15 protein-coding genes and 1 pseudogene are annotated in these 24831 nt (G+C 70.0%); 7 read left to right on the forward strand and 9 right to left on the reverse strand.

Features of this window, described 5'->3' with window-relative positions:
* Positions 1-220: 220 nt before the first annotated feature.
* Positions 221-664: pseudogene (locus G6W55_RS23065) on the reverse strand (transposase); the annotation flags it as partial.
* A gap of 230 nt (positions 665-894) precedes the next feature.
* Here G6W55_RS23065 and G6W55_RS23070 point away from each other — a divergent pair.
* Complete coding sequence (locus G6W55_RS23070) at positions 895-2550, forward strand: N-6 DNA methylase (RefSeq protein WP_175522744.1); 1656 nt, start codon at positions 895-897, stop codon at positions 2548-2550.
* A gap of 15 nt (positions 2551-2565) precedes the next feature.
* Here G6W55_RS23070 and G6W55_RS23075 read toward each other — a convergent pair whose 3' ends face one another.
* From G6W55_RS23075 to G6W55_RS23085, 3 genes are read right to left on the reverse strand one after another with little or no spacing between them, the layout of a single operon-like run.
* Entirely contained in the window at positions 2566-4701 is a 2136-nt protein-coding gene (locus G6W55_RS23075; RefSeq protein WP_175522745.1) for a DEAD/DEAH box helicase, read from the reverse strand.
* Positions 4701-5969: an McrC family protein gene (locus G6W55_RS23080; RefSeq protein ID WP_175522746.1), complete on the reverse strand. Its 1269-nt coding sequence runs from the start codon at positions 5967-5969 to the stop codon at positions 4701-4703. The genes G6W55_RS23075 and G6W55_RS23080 overlap by 1 nt, the downstream gene beginning before the upstream one ends.
* Positions 5966-7789: a DUF4357 domain-containing protein gene (locus tag G6W55_RS23085; RefSeq protein WP_175522747.1), complete on the reverse strand. Its 1824-nt coding sequence runs from the start codon at positions 7787-7789 to the stop codon at positions 5966-5968. The genes G6W55_RS23080 and G6W55_RS23085 overlap by 4 nt, the downstream gene beginning before the upstream one ends.
* Positions 7790-8090: 301 nt before the next feature.
* Between G6W55_RS23085 and G6W55_RS23090 the strand changes: the two genes are divergently transcribed.
* Positions 8091-9395, forward strand: coding sequence for a hypothetical protein (locus G6W55_RS23090; protein WP_175522748.1), 1305 nt, complete (start codon positions 8091-8093; stop codon positions 9393-9395).
* 196 nt (positions 9396-9591) lie between these two features.
* On the opposite strand, the gene G6W55_RS23095 is transcribed toward G6W55_RS23090, so the two are convergent.
* A complete protein-coding gene (locus G6W55_RS23095; protein ID WP_175522749.1) occupies positions 9592-10245 on the reverse strand; it encodes a class I SAM-dependent methyltransferase in 654 nt (217 codons plus the stop codon).
* 81 nt (positions 10246-10326) lie between these two features.
* A complete protein-coding gene (locus G6W55_RS23100) occupies positions 10327-10827 on the reverse strand; it encodes a hypothetical protein (RefSeq protein ID WP_175522750.1) in 501 nt (166 codons plus the stop codon).
* 307 nt (positions 10828-11134) lie between these two features.
* Here G6W55_RS23100 and G6W55_RS38850 point away from each other — a divergent pair, with 307 nt between their 5' ends.
* The 5 genes from G6W55_RS38850 (at position 11135) to G6W55_RS38855 (ending at position 14068) form a co-directional block, all read left to right on the forward strand.
* Positions 11135-11386, forward strand: a complete 252-nt coding sequence (locus tag G6W55_RS38850; RefSeq protein ID WP_254876386.1) for a hypothetical protein — start codon at positions 11135-11137, stop codon at positions 11384-11386.
* The gene (locus G6W55_RS23105) at positions 11361-11876 is read left to right on the forward strand and encodes a DUF6879 family protein (protein ID WP_175522751.1); all 516 of its coding nucleotides are present in this window, start codon (positions 11361-11363) and stop codon (positions 11874-11876) included. The genes G6W55_RS38850 and G6W55_RS23105 overlap by 26 nt, the downstream gene beginning before the upstream one ends.
* A gap of 6 nt (positions 11877-11882) precedes the next feature.
* Positions 11883-12737 carry a helix-turn-helix transcriptional regulator gene (locus tag G6W55_RS23110; protein WP_175522752.1) on the forward strand — a complete coding sequence of 285 codons (855 nt, stop codon included), beginning with the start codon at positions 11883-11885 and terminating at the stop codon, positions 12735-12737.
* A 246-nt stretch (positions 12738-12983) separates the two neighbouring features.
* Positions 12984-13871, forward strand: a complete 888-nt coding sequence (locus tag G6W55_RS23115; protein ID WP_175522753.1) for a helix-turn-helix transcriptional regulator — start codon at positions 12984-12986, stop codon at positions 13869-13871.
* Positions 13868-14068 (forward strand): DUF397 domain-containing protein, encoded by a 201-nt coding sequence (locus tag G6W55_RS38855; RefSeq protein ID WP_254876387.1) that lies wholly within the window; start codon positions 13868-13870, stop codon positions 14066-14068. The genes G6W55_RS23115 and G6W55_RS38855 overlap by 4 nt, the downstream gene beginning before the upstream one ends.
* 504 nt (positions 14069-14572) lie before the next feature.
* Here the strand turns inward: G6W55_RS38855 and G6W55_RS23125 are convergent.
* The 3 genes from G6W55_RS23125 to G6W55_RS23135 all read right to left on the reverse strand — a co-directional run.
* The gene (locus tag G6W55_RS23125) at positions 14573-18688 is read right to left on the reverse strand and encodes an Eco57I restriction-modification methylase domain-containing protein (RefSeq protein WP_175522755.1); all 4116 of its coding nucleotides are present in this window, start codon (positions 18686-18688) and stop codon (positions 14573-14575) included.
* Positions 18688-21633, reverse strand: coding sequence for a DEAD/DEAH box helicase (locus tag G6W55_RS23130; protein ID WP_175522756.1), 2946 nt, complete (start codon positions 21631-21633; stop codon positions 18688-18690). Before G6W55_RS23130 ends, G6W55_RS23125 begins: the two co-directional genes overlap by 1 nt.
* 41 nt (positions 21634-21674) lie before the next feature.
* Positions 21675-24831, reverse strand: a 3157-nt coding sequence (locus tag G6W55_RS23135; protein ID WP_175522757.1) for a helicase-related protein, incomplete at its 5' end; no start/stop codon positions are given.

Below are 24831 nucleotides of genomic sequence, written 5' to 3' on the forward strand. Positions count from 1 at the left end.
CGCCCGACCACCCTCCTGCGGGCGCGAAAGCGCCGGGCCAGTCGCCACAGTGCCGTCATCACGAGGCGGCTGAGGCCTCCTCGTCGGGTCGGGTGCCACAGGGTGTGGAACAGGTCCCGCAGGGCAACCATGACGAGCCCGGCCCCCGCAAGCGAGACCAACCACTTCATCCATGCCTCCCGGGTCACTACTCTAAGAGGCCGCGCGGATAGGCGTGCGGTCATGGTCGGCGGTTCGGGCGTTCGTCCCAGCGGTGAGTGGTCCATGCCTGCCGGATCAGGCTGCGCACGGTGATGATCGTGTCGGCGAGGTCGAAGAAGGCGTCGATGACGGTGGCTCGGCGCTCGTAGCAGCGGGCGAGCCGGTGGAAGGCGTTTTGCCAGGCGTGGATGCGTTCGACATGCCAACGCTGACTGGCCTGGATGGGCGCCTTCTCGCCCTTGTGTGCGATGCGTCCGCCGCGTTCACAGAGCAGTGTGCGGGTCTTGTCCGAGTCGTAGCCAGCGTCCAGATGCACGGTGGTGTCGTCGGTTGACGGCCCCAGGTTGTCCAGACGGTCCAAGGTGGGGGCGAGCAGGGGAGAATCGTGGCGGTTGGCGCCGGCCAGGACACGCCCCAGTGGAATGCCGTGTCCGTCCGTCATGCCCGAGCGTTTCAGGCCTCGTACGGCTTGGTATCCGTGGCGGAGGCGACATCGGAGAGCCGGCAGACGGAGCGTACCGCCGTGTTCGACGCCGAGGGGGTGCCTCCGTGGGCGATGAGGTGGGGGACATGCCGCGAGGCGTGCGGGCGCAGAGGCGAGCCAAGTGCACGGCCGAGAGAGACGCGAGTCTGTGTGCGTCGTCAACAGACTTGATTCGGGGGTCGAAGTGTCGCCCCGTGTACGCTGGGGTCATGACGGACAAAGCCGCTTCATCGGTCGGCCCGCTGGTGACCGGTGCCGAGATCGCCCGGCTTGCCGGAGTCACTCGGGCCGCTGTCTCCAACTGGCGCCGGCGCTACGACGACTTCCCGGCGCCGGCGGGAGGTGGTGCGGGCAGTCCGCTCTATGCGCTCGCCGAGGTCCAGGAATGGCTGGACCGGCAACGCAAGGGCCAGGAGGTCTCGCCCGAGGTCGAGTTGTGGCAGGCGATGAGGGCCGTCTATGGGGAGCAGATGGTCGTGGGCCTGGCGCAGGTCGCCGCGGTGCTGGCCGGCCGAACCGAACCGGAGCTGCCGGACGGCGTCGCCGCCCGGATCCGCGAACTCGTCCGAACCGCGTCGCCTGTCGACCTCGTGAACGGACTTACCGACCGGTTCTTGGATTCCGCTCGGCGTGCGGGGTCGGATCAGGTTACTCCGGAGCGTGTGGTGCGTGCCGTGTGCCACTTCGCTCCCGAACTGACGTCCGATGCAACGGTCTTCGACCCGGCCTGTGGCATCGGGGTCCTGCTCCTGTCCGTCGCTTCCGAGGCCGGGAGCCGCTGCCGTGGCCAGGAACTGGACACCGACAGCGCCCGCTTCGCGCAGCTCCGCGCCGATGTCCTGGGCCGGGCGGACGTGCACATCGTCGCCGGCGATTCCCTGCGCGCGGATGAATGGCACGACCTCAAGGCGGATCTGGTCGTCTGTGACCCTCCGGCAGGCGTGACCGAGTGGGGGCGGGAGGAGCTGCTGCTCGACTCCCGCTGGGACCTCGGCACCCCGTCCAAGGCCGAGGGCGAGCTCGCCTGGCTCCAGCACGCGTACGCCCGTACCGTGGCCGGCGGCCAGGTCATCATGGTCATGCCGGCTTCGGTCGCCTACCGCAAAGCAGGTCGCCGCATCCGGTCGGAACTCGTACGCCGGGGCATCCTGCGCCAGGTGGTCGCCCTGCCGCCGGGCACGGCCACCTCCCACGCCCTTCCTGTCCATCTGTGGTGTCTGCGGCGTCCCGAGAGCCAGGGAGGGGCGGACACGCAGCAGACCGTGCGTATGGTCGACCTGACGGACAACAGTCCCGACGGGGAGCTGGAACCACGCCCCGACCAGGTGGCCGACGTACCGCTGATCGAACTCCTCGACGACACCGTCGACCTGACACCCGGGAGCCATCTCCGCTCCCGGCATCGCGACTACCCCGGTGAGTACGCCGCTCTGCGCGAGGAACTGGAGGACCAGGTCCGTCGCCTCGCGGCCGTCCTGCCCGAGCTGGCGGCGGGCGGCGGGCCGGGGTCGCTGGACGGTGCCACCACGAGCGTCGCGGATCTCGCCCGCGCCGGGCTCGTGGCGTACGACGGTCCGGAGCCGGTCTCGGCGAGCGAGCAGCTCGACACGGACTATCTGCAGGGCTTCCTGCGAAGCTCCGCCAACGTCCGCAGATCCACCAGCGCGAGCGGGACCTACCGCTTCGACGGCAGGGGCTCACGCGTCCCCCGCATGGGCATCGACGAGCAGCGTCGGTACGGCACCGCCTTCCGGGCCCTGACTGCGTTCGAGGAAGGAATGCGCAAGGTCGACGAGCTGAGCCGGCAGCTCGCCGAGGTTGCCCGTGACGGTCTCGCGACGGGAGCACTGAAGCCGGAGGGGTGAGGGCCGGGCCGCCGATCACTGGACGGCCGGCAGGAAGGGACTCGCGGTCCCGCTCCATGTGACACTCAGGGTTTCGCGAGCGCGCGTGCAGGCCACGAAGAGCAGACAGCGCTCACGGAGAAGGTCGGCGTCGTGCTGGAGCGCGTCCGCCTCACGCGGAGTGATCTCACGGGCGAACGGGACGGTGCCCTCGGCGACACCGAGCACGGACACCGCCCGGAACTCCAGCCCTTTCATCGCGTGCATGGTCGCCAGCCGCACGCCCTCGGACCCCGGGCCGACCTGCCCCTTGACCCGCAGGACCGGGATGCCGGCGGCCTTCAGTTTCTCCTCCGCCGCGTCCAGGGCGAGGTTGAAGCGGGCGCACACGCCGATCTCGTGCGGCGCGAAACCCTCGGCGAGCAGGGTCCGGACCCGCTCCACCAGCGCCTCGGTCTCCTCCTGCCGGGTGGCGTAGGCACGCACCCGAGGGCGGCCGCCGTGGAGCAGGGAGCGGTAGCCGGCCAGCGAGTCCGCTCCCTCGCCCTCCAGCGCGTCGACCGTGACGGAGGCGAGGAGCCGGGCCGACCAGGCGAGGATCTCCTCCGTGGAACGGTAGTTGAGGCGCAACCGGAAGCTGCGGCCGACCGTGGCGATGCCCAGGGAGCCCAGCGACACCCGGGAGTCGTAGATCCGCTGATGCGGGTCGCCGGTGACGAACAGGTCGTCCGGGCCGGGGCGGACGACGGCGCGCAGTACCCGCCACTGCGCGGGATGCAGGTCCTGTGCCTCGTCGACGACGACATGGGCGTACGGAGCCGGCGCGTCGGCGAGGAGCTCGGCCGCGCGGGCGCAGATGCGCAGATGCGTGGTCTCGCCCCGGTCGCGCAGCAACTGTTCGAACCGCTCCACACCGCTCCACACCTCCCGCCGGCGCGCGGGCCCGAGACCGGTGCCGCGGCCGCGGCGGCTCGCGCCGAGGTAGGCGTCGAGATCGCGGAGGTTCTGGCCGAGCACGACATGCCGGTACTCCTGCGCCAGGAACCGGTCGGTGAACGCCAGATCGAGTTGTCTGACCACCTTCTCCCACAACTGCCGCTGTTCACGGTCCCCTACCGGTTTGGGCACGCCCGCCGAGTGCGCGCGCACGACGCCGTTGGCAAGGGCGTCCACCGTCGTCACGTCGACCCGCGCCAACAGCTTCTCGTCCTCGTCGAGAAGCAGGCCGAGCATCTCGCGCAGCCCGGCGGCGAGCGCGTTCGTGTAGGTGGTGAGCAGGATGCGGCTGTCCTCGGAGCGGCCGAGGAGGTGCTTGACCCGGTGCAGGGCGGCCACGGTCTTGCCCGTTCCGGGTCCTCCGGTGACCTGGACGGGACCGCCGTACGAGGTGCGGTAGGCGACCCGCCGCTGAGAGGGGTGCAGGAAGACCCGCCAGGCGGCGAACGGCTTCGCCAGCATCTCCTCCAGCTCCCGCGGACCGGTGACCAGCCGGATGCGGGCGGACGTGTTGGTGATCACCGTGGCCAGGTCCTCGACCGGTTCCGCGGGCGCGTCGGCGGGGCGACGCACCGCCACCACATCCCGGTAGACCTCCTCCGGCCCGAAACCCTCGGCGAGGTACTGGAGCACCTCCAGCTGGTCCTCCGGGAGCAGCGTGGAGAAGGCCTCCAACTGGGCCTTGTCCACCAGGGAACGCGCGGCGCGCAGTACCTGGTCGTCGATCCCGAGTTCGCGCAGGGTGCCGTCGGAGACGTGCGTGAACAGCAGCCTGGGAGCCGTGCGTGCGGCGGTCTCGTACAGCGGTGTCAGCTCGTCCAGCGCGACCGCGTTGCGCACTTCCAGCGCCCGGGTGGCGGAGTTCGCGCTGTACAGGCGCTTCGCGGCCCAGGCATAGGCGTCGTCGTGCGGCAGGACATGGACGAGGAGGAACATGTCGCTGCCGTCGTCGGGAGCGAGCACGACCCCGCGCCAGAAGTCGGTGATGCGGATGGTGCGCATCCGCGGGTCACGGGCGTTGTGGACGGACTCCAGGTGCAGCCCCTTGTCCGCGTTGAGTTCGGCGGCGCTCATGGCGTGGAACTTCGCCATGGCCTTGCGTACTCCGGCCTTGACCTGCTTGTCCAGGGTGTCGTAGCCGTCCCAGAAGCTCTGGGCGAGGGCGAGCCGGGGCATCAGGCCACTTCCCTTCTTCCGGTCGCCAGTTGCCCGGCGATCTCCCGGAAAGTCGTGAGGAGTTCTTCGGGTTCGCGGGAGAGATCGAGGCTGTGCTGGTAAATGCGTACCCCACGGCTGTTCGGCCCCGCCGCCGTTCCGCGTACCTCGTGGAAGCGCATGGGCCGCCGTCCGGACGCGTACACCAGGTGCGCCTCGCGCAGACCGAGCACGGTGGCGTAGGCGAGAGCCTGGTAGAGGTCGGCGTTGAGGAGGCCGTCAGTCTTCTCGATCTTGTACTTGGCGTCCACGACGGCGAGCGGGATGCGGCCGTCCCCGGTGCGGACCACCAGGTCGGGGCGGATGCCCACGAGACCCGCGACGTCGAGGTGATGGGGGTCCTGGAGGCGCGCGGTCAGACCGTGCTCCGTGAGGGCCTCGCGCAGGGCGACGGTCACGAAGTCCTCGAACAGCTTGTTCATGTCGAGCAGGAAGCCGTCCATGGCGAGCGGCTCGGCCCCCGCCGGGCGGTGCTCCGGGGAGGTTCCGCGCAGGACGGCCTCGGCGAGCCGCAGCGCGGGCCGGTAGCGGGAGTTGAGGCGTGACGGCCTCCAGACCGGCAGTTCCTGCCCCCGAATCAGGGGCAGTGCGTCGGCCAGGCGTGCGCGCTGATGAGCCAGGCGCCGCCGGACGGGACCGGGAACGTCCGGAAGCCGCAGCAACCGCTCCGCAGCGGCGCGCAGGATGCGGTTCTCGGCGGTGTCGGCGGTGTACGCGTCGTAGGCGATCTCCACGGGCGGTGTACGGCCGAAGTGGCGCCGGAGCTGCTCGGCCTCCCGCAGCCTGCCGCGCACGACCGACGCCGATTCCTCCACTTCCCGGTAGCCCTGGAGGACGCCCTGCCGCAGTGCCCCGTCGATCTGCCGCTCCACGGCGTGCGCGAGTGCGGGGACGACGTCGTCGTACGTGCCGATGTCGACGGTGCCTTCCCGGCTGTCGCGCCAGGCGCGGGCCGGGTCGAGGCTGAACCCGAGAAGGAAGAACAGCCGGCTCACCGGCGTCTTGGGTGTGATCCGTACGACCGGACCTTCCGGCATGCGCAGGGCGCCGACCCGGCTGCCCGCCCGCAGCAGCCAATGCCCGCTGCGGCGGGGGTCGGGGGTCGCGCTGTGAAGGATGCCGGACGCGGCCAGGGCCTGTCCGGCTCCGGCGCCCAGGGGGACGGAGACGGCGGGCCCGTACTCACGCAGCGACACCTCGGCCACGGGCTCGGTCGCGGGCACGGTCACGGGTGCCGCTCGCGCAGCGAGTCGAGGCCGTAGCGTGCGGCGACGTCGAGGCCCTCGCCGTAGTGGTGTTCCTCCAGCAGCGGCAGGATCTTCGTGCGCCAGGTCCGTTCGAGGCCGCCGTCGCGGTACACGCCCGGCTTCATCAGGTACGACGGCCCGATGGCGAAGTCGGCGTCGTCGACAAGGGCGTTGAGGGCGTCGAGGAGGCGGGCGGGCTCCATGTCCCGGCCCTCGCGCTCCAGCCAGCGCGCGAGCAGGCCGGCGGTCGGCTCGGTGCGCGGGGACAGCTCCACGAACGCGAACCGGCGCCGCATCGCCGCGTCCACGAGGGCGATCGACCGGTCGGCGGTGTTCATCGTGCCGATCACGAAGAGGTTGGGCGGCAGCGCGAAGTCGTCCCCGGAGTAGGTGAGACGGACCGACCGCGTGCGGTACTCCAGGAGGAAGTACAGTTCGCCGAAGACCTTCGCCAGATTGGCGCGGTTGATCTCGTCGATGATCAGGAAGTGCGGGACGTGCCGGTTGCCCTCGCGGGAGGCGAGATCGGCGAGTTCCCGCAGCGGGCCCGCCGTCAGCCGGAAGGCCACCTCACGGGTCTCGGGGTCCTCCACGGGCCGGAAGCCCTCGAAGAAGTCCTCGTAGGCGTACGAGGGATGGAACTGCACGATCTTGACCTGCTCCGGACCGCCGCCGAAGTACTCGGCGAGTCTCATCGCCAGATACGTCTTACCGGTGCCCGGCGGGCCGTAGAGCACCAGCTGCCGCTCGTCGAGAAGGAGTTCGCGCATCTCGTCCAGCCAGGCGCGGTCGTGGACGAGGAGGTCGGCGGTGAGTTCCGCGGTGATGTCCGGCAGCGCCAGCTCGCGTTGCGCCGGCCGTTCCGCGGCGGGGTGCTCGCCCGTGTCGCCGGTGCCCGTCGGGGCGGCCGGGTCCACCTGCCCCGTGAGCGCGTCGAGCGCGTCGAGGACGCCGGTCAGATCGACGACGTCGTGCTGGACGGACAGCTTCTGCTGGACCTCCTCCGGCAGTTCCTCGTACGCGTGGCTCCGCGGCGTCCAGGCGACTGTCCTGCGCAGGTTGGACAGTCCGCCCGGTGACGAGGTCTGCACGGCGTCCCCGGTGATCCGCCCGATGTGCAGCCGTCCGTCGCCGATGGTGGCGACGGTGTCACCGATGCGCATCTGGGTCAGGAAGGCGTGCAGTTCGTCGACGAGGCCCCGCTTCTGACTGTACGAGGCCGCTCCCTCGTATCCGTCCTCCACGAAGCGGCGCAGCGCGCTCTTGGTCGGGTCGGTCTCCTCCAGGGGCGGCAGATGCGGGGCCGCGAGCGAGACGAGACCCTCCGTCAGCCACAGCTGCCGCACCAGGTTGTACCCGGAGACGTTGGAGCCGCGCACCAGCCACGCCTTGCGCGGCGCCCGCCAGCCGGTGGACAGGTAGTCGGCGAGCGGGTGGCCCTCCGCGGTGCGCCAGGACTCGGGCCCGGAGGCGTCGTAGCCGTAGACGAGTGCGGCGGCGGCCGAGGAGGAGTTGCACTCGATGTCCTGAATCACCACCCAACGGCGCTCCGCCTGCGGCAGGCTGGGATCGGCGGGAGCGTCGACCAGGCTGCCACCCGCGCGCAGCTCCGCGCGGTTGCGGCGGGCGTGGTCGCCGAGTCCGGGCCAGACCTCGGCGACCACCAGGGAACCCTTTCCCAGAAGGAACTTGTGGGTGCCGTTGCCGCCGAACTCGGCGAGAAGGTGTCCGCGCGCCTCACCGCCCTCGGGCAGCTTGATACGGAACTCGGGCGTGCCGGGAAGGATTTCGGGCTGGGACACGGGTGACCTTCCGGGAGTCGCGAGGCCTGCGCCGACGATCCCACCTTACCTGTTGACGCCGTCAAGTGACCCTCTAAGGTGTGAACGAAACAGGAGAATGCGTTGACGGCGTAAACGCGCCATGTCTGCGATCCTGTGCATGGCGCACTACGTCATGATCACTCGTGCGCGGGAGCGGCTGGCCCTGGGTTGGCGGGGAAGCCGCCTGCCGCGGCATCTGGAGGGGCTGCGCGGCTGGGCGCAGATGCGGTGAATGGCGCCAACGAGGCTACGGGCATGTGGAAAGAGACAAGGGGAGACGATGACTGACGACAGCAAGGCGATCGTGCCGGTGTGGACGCTGGCGACCGGGGACGTCCGGGTGCCCGTACTGACCGGCGACGAGCCGATGACGCCCGAGCGTCTGGCCGAACTGCGCGGTGTGCTGGCCGCCCTGGCCGACGCGCCGATCGCCACGCTCGAGGCACATCCGCTGCCCGAGAAGGTCGACCGCAGCCGGGGCATCTCGCTCGACGCGGCGAGTCCGTTGGCGCAGCACCTGTCGCAGCTCATCGCGCAGACGACGCAGGGTTCCTCAAAGGCGGCCGCGGTGACCGCCTCCGGCGAGGGCCTGTATCGCATGGTGATTCCGGCGAAGGTGGCCGCCCAGGTCGCGCAGGGCATCGTCAGCCCGATGGGGTCGAAGGCGGTGGCCGGTGGCGTCCACGGCGCATTCCAGGACGCGACGGGCAAAATTGTCGCCCAGGCGACATTGGTGCCCGTCGGCCAAGTGGCAGCCGCGGGCGCGGCCGGTGGCGCCGGTGCCACCGCCGCCGTCGCCGGCAGCGTGGCACTCACCGTGGCCGCGCCGCTCGTGCTCATGGCCGTGGCGGTCGGGGTGAGCGCGCATGCCGATCGTCAGCGCCAGCAGGCCATCGAACGCATCACGGAACTGCTGGAGCAGCTGACGGAGGACAAGCTCAACGACGAGCGCCGCGAACTCGACGGCTGCCGCTTCGCCATCGACAAGGCCACCGCGATCCTGCTCGACCAGGGCAAGCTCGGAGTCTCGCTGGGCCTGGACTCGGCGGCGCATGCCATCGGCAAGGCGCTGATCGACGCTGACGAACGCCTTGGCCGCTGGCGCGACGCACTCGACAAGCTGCCCGACGGCAAGCCCGTCGAGATCGCCACGCTGGCCAAGTCCTTCCCCGGCATCGACGACCATGGCGGCACGTTCCGCACCCATCTCGAGATCGCCGCCCTCGCCATCGCCTTGCAGCGGCGGGTCATCGTGCTCCAGGCCGTCGAGCACGCCCAGAGCGACCCCGACAACCTCTTCGAGAACTTCACCCGCGAACTCAAGCGCGACCAACAGCGCCTCGACGAAATGGAGTCGGGCATCGCCGGTGTCCTGGTACGCCTGTCGGCGCTGGAGCTGGCGCGCCCAGGCGGAAGGCGGCCCGTCTTCACGGGCAATGAAGTGGACCGCCTGATGCGCGTGGCACACCGGATTCGCCGGCTGGGTGAGGGTGTCACGACCACCGGCCGTGCGGCGGACGTCGCGATCGAGATCGCCCGCGACAAGGACGGCTCGGTGGTCGTGTTCCCGGCGCTGGCCGCGTAGGTAGACCAGGGTGACCTGAGGTCACGTGCTCACCGGTCGTGGCGTCGGTGGAGTGGGGGCGCCGGATGCCGGTCGGGGTGTTCGTGGAGAGTGTGGAGGGGGTGACCGGAGGCACCGGGGCGCTGCGGAAGGCCGCGCGCCATGAAGTGACCCCGGGCGGTTACGGAGGATGCCGGCCGGGGCCGCAATGTGACCGTCAGGCGCGGGCCTGGACGATGAGCGTGCCGATGTGTCCGGCTTCCGGGGCATCCACCACCGTCGCCTCAGCGGACGTGAAGCCGGCCCGGAGCAGGTGCCGCTCCCACACCGCGGGTTTGTAGCTGTACCGGTACGTGAACATGGCCTTCCCCGCGAATCCGCCCTTGTACATGCCCTGTGGCCCGTAGGCGCCCGGGATGGCCGGCGGCTGGGAGAACACGAAGGCGCCGCCCGGGACGAGGTGCTGGTGGACGAGGGGGAAGAGGCGGGACGGGTCGGTGAACCAGGCCGCGCCGAAGACGGAGTACACGGCGTCGTACCGCCCCTCGTCGGCGGTCAGCCAATCGAGGATCTCCCCCTGCTCGATCCGCGCCCCGAGCGGCGCCCACTTCTCGCCCGCGAGCGCCACCATGCGCGGCGACAGGTCGACCCCGGTGACCCTGAGGCCTTGCTGCGCGAGATGGGCGAGGGCGCGGCCGGTGCCGCATCCGATCTCCAGTACGCTCCCCGGGCTGCCGAGGAGTTCGGGGCCGGGGCCGTGGCCGGCGTACTGGGTCCAGCAGAACGACGGTTCAGAGTCGTCCTTGAACGCGGACTCGGCGTAGGCGTCCCACAGTTCGGTCTCGGCGGCGATGTCGTGCGGTACGGGCAAGGCGGTTCCTCTGGTCGACGGGATGTGGGAGCCCCCGCCCTCGGGGAGCCGTGAGGACGGGGGCGACTGTAGCGGCCGTGGTCAGTGGCTGTCGGGGACCTTGTCGTCGCACGGTGAACAGTCCGTGCCGTCGATGGCCCACAGCTCCTCGTCGATCGCCCAGCCCTGGGAGCGGAGGAAGTCGCCGGTGCGCAGGCACAGGCCGTCGCGGCGGCGTTCGATGAAGGGCGCGTGGTGCTTGAACCGGCCGCCGTTGTACAGGCGGCACATGCCCCACCAGACGGGGGTGTCGAGGATGAGCTGGTGGACGCCGATGTCGACGAGCTTGCCGACGCCAAGGTGGACGTCGGGATTCTCCATGGAGCCCATGACGTACATGACGGCGTTGCCGAGGATTCGTTCGGCCATGTCACGGACCATGCTGTGGTCGCGCAGGAGCAGGGCGACCTCTCGGTCCCACAGGCTCATGCCGGAGTCGAACACGTTGACAGTCAGCTCGGTGATGTGCGGAGCGACCGCGTTGAGGAGTTCCTTCGGGTCCCGCGTGAGCGTGCCGGTGGGCTGTTCGAGTGTGACGGTCATTGACCTGCCCTTCTGGGGGTGTCGTTGCCGTGCTGTGTGGTGCGACCCGCCCCGGCTGCTCGGCCTGCCCAGAGTTGGGAAGCCGGGGCGGGAGTTCAGTCGCCCGGGACCGTTCGCGAGGCCGCCGGGTCGCATCGTCCTCCCCGACCGTAGGAGCCCCTCCACCGGTCGGGCCACCGAGTTGCATCGGATTACATGGCCATTTGAGGGCGCTGGTCGCAGGCGGTATGCGCTCTTGACCACGCGGCCCGCGCGCACGATGGTGGTGGAAATCGCTGTAATCGACTAGCGCGGGAGACCAGCCTCCATGAACATTCGGTTCATCGGCATCGACCCCGAGACAGACGAGGACGGATGCCCGACAGTCTGGGTGGACACCAGCACGGACGATCTGCTGATCCAGAGCTACCGGGCCGACGACGAGACGACCGCGACATGCGACGCGTTGTCCCCGGCGAGGGCGCCGATCCCGCCCGGCGAGACCGTCATCAGGATCCCGGCTCGTATGATCCCGATCATCAGAAAGGCGTGTGATGAGCTCGATCCCGGAGTTCGCTGAACTCCTCGCCGACACAAGACAGTCCGCCGCCCATCTGGAGATGAGGGACGCCTACTTCACCAACCCCCGCTTCGAAGCCTGGCAGGACGGCCGTCGCGTGGACTGGGACGACCGCGGCTCCTGGTGGCGTCCCTACCACCAGAACATCGCGGACGCTGTCACCCGCGGCGTGCACGTGCGGCGGGTCAGGATCGTGTCAGAGCCGGTCACCGACTACATCGCGTGGGAGCACTACCAGACCCGCGCCAACGTGGAAGCCGGCGAGGAGGTGCGCTGGCTCCCCCGGCACCGCGCGTGGGACCTGCTCGTCCCGGGCACCGACCTGTGGATCTTCGACGGGCGGCTGATGCGCGTCCACCACTTCTCCGGCGACGGCGAATGGGTCGGCAAGGAACTCTGCGACGAGCGCGGCACGGTCTCCCGGCACGCGACCGCATACGAACGGATCTGGGAACGGGCCATCCCACACGACGAGTACGAGGTCAAGTAACCGTTCATGTCCACATTCCCCACGTCCAGCGTGCAGGAAGCACGCGCGGCTCTCGCGGCCCGGCTGCGCGAGCTGCGCCTGGACGCGGGCATCACCGGCAAGGAACTCGCCCGTCTCGCGGGCTGGTCCGTCGCCAAGTCGTCGAGGATCGAGAACGCCGTCACCGCCCCGGCCGACGCCGACATCCGTGCCTGGTGCACGGCCTGCGGCGCGGCCGACCAGGCGGACGACCTCATCGCGGCCAACCGGCAGGCCGACTCCATGTACCTGCAGTGGAAGCGGCTCCAGCGCACGGGCATGAAGCAGTTGGCGGAGACCTCGGCCAAGCTGTACGAGCGCACCCGCCACTTTCGCGTATACGCCTCCCATGTCGTGCCCGGCTATCTGCAGACACCCGGCTACGCGACGGCGCTGATGCGCACGATCGCGGACTTCCGCGGGACCCCGGACGACGTGGCCGACGCGGTCGAGGTCCGTATGCGCCGCGCGCGGGTCGTCCACGAGGGAAACCACCGGTTCGCGACCCTGGTCGAGGAGAACGTCCTCCACCACCGGGTCGGCGACCACGGCGTGATGGCCGGCCAACTCGGTCACCTGCTCGCCGCGATGTCCCTGCCGTCCATGTCGCTCGGCATCATTCCGGCCGAGGCCGCGCGGGAGACGGTCATGTGGCCGCTGGAGCAGTTCACGGTCTTCGACGACTCGCGGATCCATGTGGAGTTGCTCGCCGCGAAGGTGACCGTCACGGCGCCGGGCGAACTGGACATCTACCTGCGGGCGTTCGCCCGGCTCACAGAACTCGCCGTGTACGGGGCGGACGCGCGGGCCCTGATCGTGAGGGCCATCGACGCCCTGCGCTGACCCGGGGGCCTGCGGACGCCGTCCACAGACCCTGGCGGGCCGTGCGCAGCGGGGTGTGCTACCCGAACCCTACGCACGCGTGGACCGCGCGTCGCGTACGTGACGTCCGGGCTTGGCGGTGTATGGACACCATGCCGCGTACGCTGAGTCAGCGTACACGTACGGGGAGTGGACAGTACGTCCGCCCGGCCGTCACGCTGAGTTCCGAGCGTGTGGGGCCCGAGTTCCTGGAGAGAGGGGCGGCGGATGGACGGCGTCGAAGCGGAGGCGGCCACGGGTGTCGGTGCCCGGACGGTTCCGGCGGGGGAGGGGGACTGGGAGCGGGAACCCCATCCGTCGGACAGCCTGCGTACGTTCGGCGCGGTCGTCCAGGCGTTACGCGAACACGCGGGGCTCAGCCGGACCGAGTTCGCCGCCCTCGTTCGGTTCTCCAAGCACACGGTTGCGTCCGTGGAGTTGGGGCGCAGGATGCCGGACGAGGCGTTCGTGGAGCGCGGGGAGGAGGCCACCGGCAACACCGGTGCGCTGCGGAGGAGCGCTCGGCATCTCACCCGTGGTGAGGCGGGACTTGCGGCGTGGTTCCGGCGGTGGGCGCGGCTGGAGCGGGAGGCGGTGAGCCTGTGTACGTATGAGTGCAGGCTGGTGCCGGGGTTGTTGCAGTCGGAGGGGTATGCGCGGGCGGTGTTCGAGGGCACGATTCCGCTGCGGACTGATGGGGAACTGGAGGCGCTGCTTGCTGCACGGATGGAGCGGCAGGCCATGATGCGGGAGCGGCCGAGGGTGCCGTTCAGCTTCATCGTCGAGGAGCATGTGTTCCGGCGACGGTTCGGTGATGAGCAGGCGATGCGTGGGCTGTTGGACTACGTGCTGGAACGCAGTGCCGCACGCAATGTGACGCTTCAAGTTGTACCGCTGGAGGGTGGGTTGCACCCGTGCCTGGATGGGCCGGTGCAGTTGCTGGAGACACCGGAAGGGCGGCGGCTCGGCTACTCCGAGGGCCAAGAGACCGGGCGCCTAATCTCCGACGCAAAACAGGTGAGTGTGCTCTGCCAGCGCTATGAAACACTGCGCTCGCAGGCCCTGGGCCCGATGGAATCCAGGGACTTGCTGGAGCGACTGCGAGGAGAGCTATGAACAGCGGTACGACGGAACTCGCCTGGTTCAAGTCCAGCTACAGCGGCAGCCAAGGCGACAGCTGCGTGGAGATCGCCATCGCCGAACAGACTGTTCACGTACGGGACTCCAAGGACCTGGCCCGCCCGCCCTTCGCCGTTGGCCGGGAGGGCTGGGCGCCCTTCGTGCGGTTCGTGTCGGACGCCTCGGAGGCGTAACCGAGCGCGGCACGGTTGATGAGGCGGTCGCCGAGGTCGGGTGCCGGCTTCGGCGCGGCCTTCTTCTGTGGTGCGGGCTTCGCGACCTTCCTGCCGCGTGCTCGCGCCGCTTTGGCCATAGCCTTGGCTTTCGCCTTCGCGGCCTTCTTGGCTGCCGGGGTGTCGCGTGCCTCGAACTTTCGTCGAAGCAGCGAGAGTTGCTCGCGCTCCTGGACGGTCTGGTCGGTGGGCAGCGCCTTGATGAGGGCGCGGGCCCGACTGAACATGTAGTGCGCCTGAGCCCAGCGCTTGGCGTTGATCGCCGTACGTATCAGGCTCAGGGATTGCTGCAATGCCATGAGCTTCGCTGCCTGCCGCCGGGGCATCGAGAACTCGGCCCCACAGCCCCGGCGTTGCCCTGCGGCACGTGTACCCCAGTCCGTGCCCGCCGTCAGGACGACGGTCGAGCGCGGGTTGCTGGTCTGGCTTCGACGTACCACGGGGCGTTCGCTTCCTTGGGTGAGATCAGGCGTGTCGGGGGCCCTGGCCGGGGGGCGGGGTGAGGGTGGAGCGGTACGTACCGGACTCGCCCTCGATGAGCGGGTTCTCCAGGGTGAGGCCGGCGGCGGCCATGCGGTCGTACTCGGCGAGGATCAGCTTCTTGGTGCGGTACTCGCCGTGCGCCTTGATGTCGTTGTCCCGGGTGACGTTGAAGGTGTCCAGGATGTAGGCGGTGTCGTCGCGGTTGATGCCGTAGAGGTGGAAGAAGAGGGCGTCCAATTCGGCGCGGATGACGGCACGGCGGTCGGGGTCCCAGCGGAAGGGGGTGCCGGCGTCGCCTAGGTCGCTGGCGAACGGGCTCATGTCGGATGCGGTGAAGATGAGTTCGAGGGTGCGGGGGGTGAGGTAATCCGCGTGGGGCGCGAGCTGGTCGGGAGTGGGTACAGCCAGCTGCTTCACGATGAAGTAGCTCATCGATGTGCCGCCGAGGGCCTGTCGAGCTGCATAGTCAACTACGAACGAAGACCAGACGGCCGTGAGTAGTGCCGCCTGGGGGGCCAGGCCAAGTACATACTTGTGGCCAAAGCCGTGGGCCGGAGCGGCTGCCGTGATCAGCGTTCGCTCGTTGCCCGTGTTGGTGATGTCCCGCCAACCCAGCACCCATTCCCGTTTCCAGCCCTTGGCGGCAAGACGGCTGCGAACGCCGGGCTCCAGGACGGGCTTGCCATCTTTATCGATTTCGCCAGTCGGGATGTCCTGTTCCGGTACCCAGTATCGCGGCATGGGCGTGGCGGAGGCATCCTGATGCTGTTTCATGGTGAAGCGCGGGAGAGTGCCCACAGCGAGCTGCTTCTCCGTGGCGTTCTCGTACGTGGAGAAGCGGTGGTCGTAGTGGTGCAGCATCTTGGCCTCATAGAGCGGAAGTAGGCGCTCGTCACCCTGGACGAGCACATTTCCGTCAAGCGACCAGCCCGCCTTGAGGAGATCGTCAAGCGTTTCGCCGTTTTGGGCGGCGGGACGGAACAGGTGTGAGTCGCTTGCCATGTTGAACAAGCCTTGCGTGAACGAGATGTTCCAAGGGTTCCCGTTCGCTTTCTGCGTTTCGTTGATCAGGACTGGCAGCCTACGGTAGATCCCCAAGGTGATCTCTGCATCCCGGCGACTACGGAAGACAGGACAGGTGCCGGTGTTCGGATTAAGGAGCTGAATGTCGTGGCCTGTCAGGGGGTAGGAACGCTCAGGGATCTGGGCGACCTGACGGACTCGGAACGCAATGGAGATACGGTCCTCTGGGGTTCCGGAGCCCTGCATGCAGAACAGCAGGAACGGCCGGTCGTGGTGGACACCAGGGAAAATCCGCTCCTCATTCTCGAAGCCGTAAAGTGCTACAAGGTGCCCCTTGGTGACGAGGTCCTTGAAGAAGAACTGCGTTGTTGCATCCGTGGCAATTCCCGTCGGCACAATTACGCCTGTCCGCCCTCGGGGACCCGTAAGTGTGCGGTCCGCCTCAGTGAAGACGGCGTATGTGTTGATGCGGCCTCTACCAGTGAGCGGAAAACGATCGCTAGTACGGAGGAAATGGCTCTCCCCTCCCGCGCGACGCTTGGCGGCCTTGAACTCGGCGTACAGCCGCGCGCCGTCGCGGTCGTTGCGCAACTCAGCGATGAGGCGCTTTCGCGCGGCGGAGTTCTTGGCCCCGGCGATCCGCGGGTCCCGCTGGGCAAAGAACTCATGCTCCACCATCTCAACCCGCTCCCAAGGCGGATTCCCCACCACCGCGTCAAATCCCCCAGCCCACCCCGTCCCCCGCTGAACCCCAACCCCCGACTCCGGCACAGAGAAGACCTCCGGAAACTCCAAGTGCCAGTGAAAGAAGCTGTACTGATCCCGAAGCCGCAGAATCTCCTCATGCGTGCCGTCCGCCACCCCAGACTGGTCACGCCCCCGCAGCGCCCGAAACACCTGGTCCGTAGGCGCATCCGGCGCCCCGTCCCACTTGGGCCACACAAACGCCGCGCACCACGCGTCAGCGGCATGCAGGTCCTGCACATACGCGGTCGACTCCACGTACGCCTGATAGGCAGACTCCTGCGCCCGCACCTGCTTCAGCGAGTTGGCCGGCGCGGCAGTGATCCGCCCCAGCTCAGCGGCGTAACGCTCATTGCCGGGCAGCGCATCCGTGTCGAACAGAAGCTCATCCTGCCCGCCCCGCTGAGCCTTGTTCCGCTTGACCAGCCCGGCCGCGTACTTCCGGTCGTCCCCCTCGATCGGCTTGAAGGCGTCGTCCGGGACACCGTCCGCCAACAGCTTCGGCGTCGCGCCGATCAAGCCATTCCCGCGCTTGACATGAGCGTCCAGGAAGCTCAGCGGCTTCCCCGGCTCCATCGCCTCGATCCACAGCGAGACCTTGGCCAACTCCACAGCCATCGGGTTGAGGTCGACGCCGTAGATGCACCGCGCGACAACCTCGTGCAACGCATGCCGCATCGCATCGACCGTCGGCTCAGGGTTGCGCTCCCGCACCGACGCCACCCGCTTGGCGATACGCCGCGCCGAAGCAACCAGGAAGTGCCCGGACCCACAAGCCGGGTCGCACACCGTGAGCGACAGCAGCTCGCCGACGATGTCGTCGGCCGGGTCGGGACGGCCGGCCTCGGTGGCCCGCTGCTCGCCCCGCTTGACCGCATCGTCTATGACCGGGTCCAGCGTCGTGTCCAGCAGGCACTCGATCAGCGAGGACGGGGTGTAGTAACTCCCCGTCATCTTACGGCTGTTGCCCGCGACCTCGATCAGTTCAAAGCTGCGGTCCGTCGCCGAGTGCTTCGGCTCCAGCTCCAGCAGGGACTCGTACACCGAGCCCAGCTCCTCGGCGTCCAGATGCCGGTAGTCGACCGCCCTCCACCGCCGTGCCCCCGGATCACGGACCTGTGCGAGATGACGCACAGCACTCAACAGCGACTCGTTGGACAGCTTCAGGCCGTCCAATGGCGCATCGGCGTCCTTGTGGGAGAACAGGCCACCCAGACCCGGTAGCCCCAGCTCCGGACGGCCACCCTCCGTGCCCAGCGCGCCCAGCACGATCCGCAGGGCCTCGTACTGATCACCATGCGCCGTCCCCTGCCGCCGCCGTGCCCGCTCCCGCAGCCGCGCCGACGAGAAGTACCGCTCGTACGCCTCCCGTTGCCGCTCCCCGGCCGCAGGGTCGAGCAGCGCGTCGCGGTCCTCGGCGACGAAGACGAACAGCAGCCGGTACACCAACCGCAGCAGCGCGTCCCGTAGCGCCTTCGGGTCCACGTCCTCCCGCAGCCGGACGTTCTCCGGATGCCGCAGGAACCCGGTACCCAGCACGGTCAGCGCGTTCTGCACGCCCAGCCGCAGCTGATCCAGCGCCCGTGCGCCCGAAGTGACGGCCTCCGCGCGCCACTTCTCCAGCCAGCACCCCGAAGGCGCCGCACCCTCCGCCACCGCGAACCGCGACGCGTGCAGCAGGCTGTACAGCAGCACGAACTCGCTGAACAGCTCGCCGTCGAAGATCGCTTCCAGGTCGAAGTCGACGTAGGCCGCGGTGGAGAAGGACGACGAGTCGCGCAGCAGCCGCAGGCGGCGGCCGTTGGTCAGGACCGCCCACAGGTGGGCCTCGGTCCGGTTGAGGCAGTCCTGGAGCATGGACTGGGCCGGGACCTGGCCGGCCGCCGGGCGCTTGTCCAACTCCTGGTTCCACGGCACCAGATGGACCAGCGCCGGACCGTGGCGATGCGAGACCGGGAACCGCTTCTCCGCATCCGAGTCGGCGGCGATACCCGCCGCCCCGACCTCCGTCAGCGCGCCGAAGTCCAGCTTGCGGAAGACCTGGGCGAGCCAGTCCGTCCCCGCCCGGCCCGTCGGGTCGGCGGAGGGCGCCCCCGTCTGCGGGTCCGAGGGCAGCGCGGCGCGCAGGTCGCGCCAGAGGGGCTTGAGGTACTCCCAGGCGCGCTCGGCCTCGTCGCGCACGGGGACGGAGGCGGGCAGGCCGTAGTCGGCGGACTTGGTGCCGGGCAGGTTCCGCGCCTCGGCGATGCGCAGCAGCATGTCGGCGGGGAGCAGGCCGCCGACCGTGGTGACGGCGGTGAAGGCCAGGGCGGTGCGGGTGGCGGCGGACATCAGGCTTCGGCTCCCGACGAGAGAGGAACGGGCTGCTGCGGCAGGTAGACGTACACGCCGAGGACGTCGGCGGGTTCCTGCGGGACGACCTTCAGGCCGCGGACGATCTCCTCGTTGGCCTTGCGCACCCGGCGGTGCGAGGCGTCGAGTTCGGCGGCCAGACGGGTGCCGTACTCGGTGAGGTGCGCGGACAGGTCCGGCAGACCGTCCAGGGCGCGGGTGATCTGGTTGCGGGCGAGCTGCTCGTGGGTGTTGGCCGAGGCGCGGGCCGCCAGGAGCGCCGTGGCCGCGTCGTCGTCCAGCCAGCGGGCGCGCGCCGGCATGCCCTCGTAGGCGAGCAGCCGGGCGTCCTCGGCGACCACCTGCCGTTCGCCCGTGCGGGACGGCAGGGTGAGGTGGAAGCGGTAGCGGACCAGCAGGAGCGTCGTACGGATGCCGACCGCGTCCGTGGTGACCACACCGCAGCGGCGGGCCGGGCGGGGGCCGGGGGTGTTCGCGTCGAGCGCCGAGTCCAGGACGTAGGCGGCGATGGCGCCGATCGCCGGGTCGGTGCGGACCAGCGCGGCCTCACCGCGGCCGATCGCCGGAGTCGTACGGAACGGGATCGGCCGGTCCTCCTCGATCAGCCGTCCGCCGAGCGTGGCGGCGAGCGCGTCACGCAGACCGGCGGGGGCGCCGCCCGCCTGCGCGGTGAAGTCGCCGTCGCCGTCGCGGGGGTCGAGGACGAGGGCCTCCAGGTCGCGCAGCGCCTCCAGGGTGAAACCGCGCACCTCGTCGGCCCCGCCGAGCGCGGCCCGTACGGCGGCGACCTCGCGGGCCACCTCCTCCGGGTGGATGGCGCGCTGGGCGTACTTGGAGCGGGAGGTCCTCTCCCGCTCGGCGGCCGAGCTCCACTCGCGCTCGATACGCTCGAACGACTCCTGGTGCCCGTCCATCTCGAACAGGCTCTCCTGGCTGCCCTGCCGTCCGTGCAGCAGCAGCCACTCCACCACCGCGTCGGTGACGCCGGAGGCGGTCTCGTCGGGGACGGAGACGGAGATGCCGAGGTCCTTCTTGATCTGCCGGTGCTTCTGGAACAGCACCTCCAGGACCTTGCCGTCGATGCCGTTGTCCTCGCCGAACATGGTGATGACCCGGACCTGGTCGCGCTTCTGGCCGTAGCGGTCGACACGGCCCTCGCGCTGGTCGTGACGGGTCGGGTTCCACGCCAGGTCGTAGTGGACGACGGCGTCGAAGTGGTGCTGGAGGTTGACGCCCTCGGAGAGGCAGTCCGTGGCGATCAGGACGCGGCGCACGGCCGGGTCGCCGTCCTCGGCGGCCTCGGCGGCGAGCTGCTCGATGCGCTCAAGACGCTGCTGCGGGGAGAGCGTGCCGGTCACCGCGGCGATCTTCGTCTTCTTGCCGAGCTTGCCTTCGAGCTGCTCGGCGAGGTACTCGGCGGTGGGGATGTAACGGCAGAAGACGATCGGGTGGTAGCCCTCGGCGATCAGCTTCCTCAGGTGCCCGGTGAGCGCCTTCAGCTTCGCGTCCTCGGCCGGTCCGACCAACTGGGCGGCCCGCTGGGCCAGATCGAGCAGCCGCGCGCCCGCGTCCTCCGTCTCGGCGGCGCCCGGCGCGACGTCCATGCCCTCCAGCCGGTCGTTCTCCGCGGAGTCGGAGGCCACCGGGGCGCCCAGTACGTCCGCCTCGTGTGCGGTGCGGGCCGTGGCGGACTCGGAGCGGGTCTTCAGGGTCTGCGCGGCGGCCGCCGGCGAGGACACCATCGACCGCAGCAGCGCGATCACCGACCACCAGGCGATACGGGCCTCCCGCCGGCCCTGCGCGTCCGCCGCCTGGACGCGGTCGCGGGCGTAGACGATGGCGTCGTCGAGCAGCGCCCGGTAGGCGGGGGTGAGCCGGTACTTCTCGTCCTTCGTCCAGCGGTCGGACGGGAACGCCGTCCGCTCGGCCAGGGAGTCGTCGGCGAGACCGTCCTCCCTGGTGAGGTACTCACGCACGTCGGCGCGCTTGCGGGCGACGAAGTGCTCGGCGAGCTTCGCCCGGCCCGCCGGGGACTCCAGGTCCACCGTGGCGAGTTCGGGCCGCACCAGGCCCAGCAGGTTGCGGAACGCGGACTCCTTGCCGGAGTGCGGGGTCGCCGTCAGCAGCAGCAGATGCCGGTCGGGGTCGGCGGAGACCCTGCGCAGCAGCTCGTAGCGGAGCTGGTTCGAGGCCGACGACGCGGCGCCCTGGGTGGTGTCGTCGGCGGCCACGCAGGTGTGGGCCTCGTCGACGATCACCAGGTCCGGGCAGTGTCGTACGAAGTCCTCGCGGTGCCGCGTCGACTTGATGAAGTCCGTCGAGATGATCGTGTACGGGTGCTTGTCGAACAGAGATTGGCCCAGTTCCAGGCCGCGCTCCAGACGCGACACCGTGGAGGCCAGGACCAGTTCGGCATCGATGCCGAACTTCTCCCGCAGCTCGCCCTGCCACTGCTCGGCCAGCGCGGGGGAGCACAGCACGGCCAGCCGGGTCGCCTCACCCTGCGCCAGCAGCTCCTTGGCGATCAGGCCCGCCTCGACCGTCTTGCCGATACCGACGTCGTCCGAGATCAGCAGCCGCACGGTGCGCTGTCGCAACGCCATCAGCAGCGGGACCAGTTGGTAGGCCCTGGGTTCCACGGCGATCGACGCCAGCGAGCGGAACGGGCCCGCGCCCGAGCGGAACCCGATGCGCAGCGCCGTGCGCAGCAGACCGGCGGCGCGCTGGTCGCCCAGGTCGGCCGCGCTCGGCGCCGCGAACTCGGCGGGACGTACGTCCTCGAAGGCGGGGAAGACGGCCGCGATGTCGTCCTCGCTGCCGCCCAGCGGGCGCAGCACCAGCATGTCGGCGGCGCTCTCGGGCAGCACCACCCATTCCCGGCCACGGGCGGCGACCAGCGAGCCGGCTGTGTACGTGAGGCTCATGAGATGACTCGGTTCCTAGAGGTCCGCAGGGGGTGAGGCGATCAACGCAGGTGGAAATAGGCGGCGTTGTTGTCCGCCAGGGCGTCCCAGTCCATGTCCGTCGAGAAGCGCAGGACGTCCCAGCCCTGCTCCTCCAGGCGGTACCCGGCCTCGATGTCGCGGGTGGAGTCTGGCTCGTGCCCGGGGACGTCGACGAACACGGCGAGGTTGGCACCGTCCAGACGGAAGACGAGGTCCGGGCAGGCGGCGGCCTCCGGGACGAGGACACCGGCCTCGTCCGGCAGCTGGTAGCCCTTCGCCCGTAGCCATCCGAGCAGATCGCCCTGTGCGACGAGGGCCGCCAGATCCGCCTCCACGGGGGTCGGGGAAGTGGTCCGAGGCGAGGTGCTCCGAGGCGAGGTGGTCCCAGGCGAGGTGCCCTGAGGCGAGGGGCTCGCGGGGGCCAGCCTGCGGAAGCGCTCGCTGCGGGACTCGCCGCGGTCCTCCCGCTCGGTACGGGCCCCGGCCAACTGGGCCAGCAGCGGGCGGGCGGCGAGCCGGCTCAGCCGGCGGTGGTGCGTCTGGTTGCCGTACGTCAGCAGACAGGCGTAGCAGCCGCGGGCGCACCGCTCGCCGTCCGCCGGACCGCCCCGGTCCTCTCCCGTGTCCGGGTCGAAGTGGCAGATCTCCAGCGCGGTCCGGGCTGCCTTGGCGAGGGCGTCCTTCTCGTGCTGGATCCGGCGCAGCACACCGGCACCGCCCTCGGCGGCCTCCGTGAACAGCAGGTGGCGGCGCGGGCCCTCGTCCGGCGGCAGCAGCTCCGCCGTCAGCTCGGAGTCCTCCAGCTCGAACGCCGCCTCGACGCCCCGCTCCAGCGCGTACAGGAACGACAGGGCAACCGGTTCGGGAAGCGGCTCCTCCAGGGTGACCACGAGGATGTTGCGCCGGTCCTCCACGAAGGGCAGGACCCGCTTCTTGCGGCGCTTCTCGTTGCCGTCCTCGTCGACCACCGGCATACCGGTGCCCTCGATGGCGTCCGCGGCGGCCCGGTCGTTGAGCCAGCGGCCGTCCCCCAGGTCCAGCCAGTAGCCGTCGTGGTCGCCCTTGTCGCGCACCCGGCCGAGGTTGGTGATCCGGACGGTCGCGGAGTCGCCGTAGTCCAGACTGAGGACGGGCGCCCCGCCGGCGTCGGTGACATGGGAGGTGAGGCGGCCCTTGCGGGCGCCGTGGTCCTGGAACGCGTAGGAGGTCTCCAGGCGGAAACCGGCCCTGCGGCGCTCCTCCTCGTCGGAGGAGATCCGCTCGCGCGGCGTGGTGTACACGGTGTGCAGATGGAGCAGTCCGGTGCGCTTGCTGCCCAGTTCCGCCCCGCACATCGTGCACTTGTCGGCGCCCGGCTTGACCGCGTAGTGGTAGCCGCAGCCGTCACAGCGCCTGGCCTCCGCCGTCGCCAGGTCGCCCGAGGCGTCCGGCGGCAGCTGCACCCGGGTGACCTGGTAGCGGGCACCCTCGTGGTAGATCAGCGCCCCGGGACCGAACTCGCGGATCGCGAGGAACCGGGGACGCTGGAGATAGTCGCCGTCGGAGTTGCGGCGGTTGCCCGAGCGCGGGATGTACGCGGCCAGCGGCAGCCGGGGGAAGCTGTAGCCGGGCAGGAACCCCTCGGAGGCCAGATAGCGGTACGGATTGAAGTCGCTCATCACCGACTTGCTGTCCACCGAGCGGTTCAGCAGCAGGTTCGTCTGCGTCTCCGCCTCCCGGCGGCGCGAGCGGGCCCGGCTCTGCTCGCCGGGGGAGAGGGTGTGGTCGACGACCCGCTTGTTCTGCTCGTACTGGTCGATGACGGCCGCACGGAACAGCTGGCGCCAGCGGTCGAAGGCCGCGTCGAACTCCTGCGGGGCCCGCTCGATCCGGTCCTCGATCCACTCGTCGTACCACCAGGTGGTCGACTCGAAGTCCGCGATCAGCGGGGCGAGGACGGTACGGGCCGTGGCGGCCGCGCGCCTGCGGGCGTCCTCGTCCAGGGAGCGGTCGAGGAACTCGGAGCGCAGCGGCAGCGGCATCTGCGGATCGGGGCGGTCCTCGCCCTCGGGGTCGTAGGCGACGTCGACGACGTCCGGGATCGCGGTGCCGAGCCTCATGTCGGTCTCCGCCAGCCAGATGCCCTGGAGATGGGAGCGGACCAGGTCCTCGTTGGCCAGGTCCAGCCGCGGCGGGGCCACCTGGCCCGCCACCATCTTCTTGGAGTCGCGGAAGTAGTACTGGTCGTGGCTGTTGCCCGTCGCGCAGTACGTCGTCACCAGCGCGGGCTGACCGGAACGGCCCGCCCGGCCCGAGCGCTGCGCGTAGTTCGCCGGGGTCGGCGGCACGTTGCGCATCAGCACGGCGTTGAGCGAGGAGATGTCCACGCCCAGTTCCATCGTCGGCGAGCAGTACAGCAGGGGCAGTTCGGCGTCCCGGAACAGCCGCTCGCGCTCCAGCCGGTCCTCCGGGGTGACCTGCGCGGTGTGCTCCCGGGCGTACAGTCCGGCCAGCTCGGCGGCCGCGGTCCGGTACAGGTCGCGGAAGAACGGGTTGACCCGCGGGCCCTCACCGCTGTTGTAGGTGCGCGCCAGAGGATCGACGGCACCCCGCTCGCCCGTCCCGGCCCGCCAGATCAGCGCGGCCGCCGACACCCGGTAGCCGGTGCGCTTCTGACCCGCGCGGCGGCGGTAGGCGGGACCGGACTGCTCGGGGGTCGCGTCCACCTCGCACACCAGGTACGCGTCGCGCAGCACGGTCAGCAGATCCTCGATGACCTTCTGTACGTCGTCCAGGTGGACATCGCGCAGGTCGGGCATGTTGCGCCGCAGGTACTTGCCGAACTTGCCCCGGGCGGACAGGAATTGGGCCGTGCGCTCCATGCCCGGCCGCGAGCCGTACGGGTAGGCGGTGCCGACGGCGGGCCTGTCGCTCTCGCCCAGCACCCAGGGACCGGTCAGCCGCTCCTCGCTCGCCCGCTGCAAGGTGTCGAAGTCGTCGCGGAAGTACTGCACGTCGATGGCGAGGGCACGCCGCATGAAGTCCAGCAGCGTCCGGGCGATCTCCTCGCGCAGCGCCGGGTCCGCGTCGCGCAGCGCCGCGTGCGCGGACTGCCAGCGTTCGCGGTCGGCGGCGATGACCCCCAGGTCCTCGTAGTCGATCCGCAGCAGACCCGTCTGCTCCAGGTTCGGCATCGTG

The sequence above is a fragment of the Streptomyces sp. CAI-85 genome (assembly GCF_013363615.1).
In the GTDB taxonomy this organism is placed as follows: domain Bacteria; phylum Actinomycetota; class Actinomycetes; order Streptomycetales; family Streptomycetaceae; genus Streptomyces; species Streptomyces antibioticus_B.

What these genes read in the sequence shown, in the direction of transcription:
- G6W55_RS23070 (WP_175522744.1), top strand. Translation starts at nt 895, where the DNA reads ATGACGGACAAAGCCGCTTCATCGGTCGGCCCGCTGGTGACCGGTGCC.
- G6W55_RS23075 (WP_175522745.1), bottom strand. Translation starts at nt 4,701, where the DNA reads ATGCCCCGGCTCGCCCTCGCCCAGAGCTTCTGGGACGGCTACGACACC.
- G6W55_RS23090 (WP_175522748.1), top strand. Translation starts at nt 8,091, where the DNA reads ATGACTGACGACAGCAAGGCGATCGTGCCGGTGTGGACGCTGGCGACC.
- G6W55_RS23100 (WP_175522750.1), bottom strand. Translation starts at nt 10,827, where the DNA reads ATGACCGTCACACTCGAACAGCCCACCGGCACGCTCACGCGGGACCCG.
- G6W55_RS38850 (WP_254876386.1), top strand. Translation starts at nt 11,135, where the DNA reads ATGAACATTCGGTTCATCGGCATCGACCCCGAGACAGACGAGGACGGA.
- G6W55_RS23105 (WP_175522751.1), top strand. Translation starts at nt 11,361, where the DNA reads ATGAGCTCGATCCCGGAGTTCGCTGAACTCCTCGCCGACACAAGACAG.
- G6W55_RS23110 (WP_175522752.1), top strand. Translation starts at nt 11,883, where the DNA reads ATGTCCACATTCCCCACGTCCAGCGTGCAGGAAGCACGCGCGGCTCTC.
- G6W55_RS23115 (WP_175522753.1), top strand. Translation starts at nt 12,984, where the DNA reads ATGGACGGCGTCGAAGCGGAGGCGGCCACGGGTGTCGGTGCCCGGACG.
- G6W55_RS38855 (WP_254876387.1), top strand. Translation starts at nt 13,868, where the DNA reads ATGAACAGCGGTACGACGGAACTCGCCTGGTTCAAGTCCAGCTACAGC.
- G6W55_RS23125 (WP_175522755.1), bottom strand. Translation starts at nt 18,688, where the DNA reads ATGTCCGCCGCCACCCGCACCGCCCTGGCCTTCACCGCCGTCACCACG.
- G6W55_RS23130 (WP_175522756.1), bottom strand. Translation starts at nt 21,633, where the DNA reads ATGAGCCTCACGTACACAGCCGGCTCGCTGGTCGCCGCCCGTGGCCGG.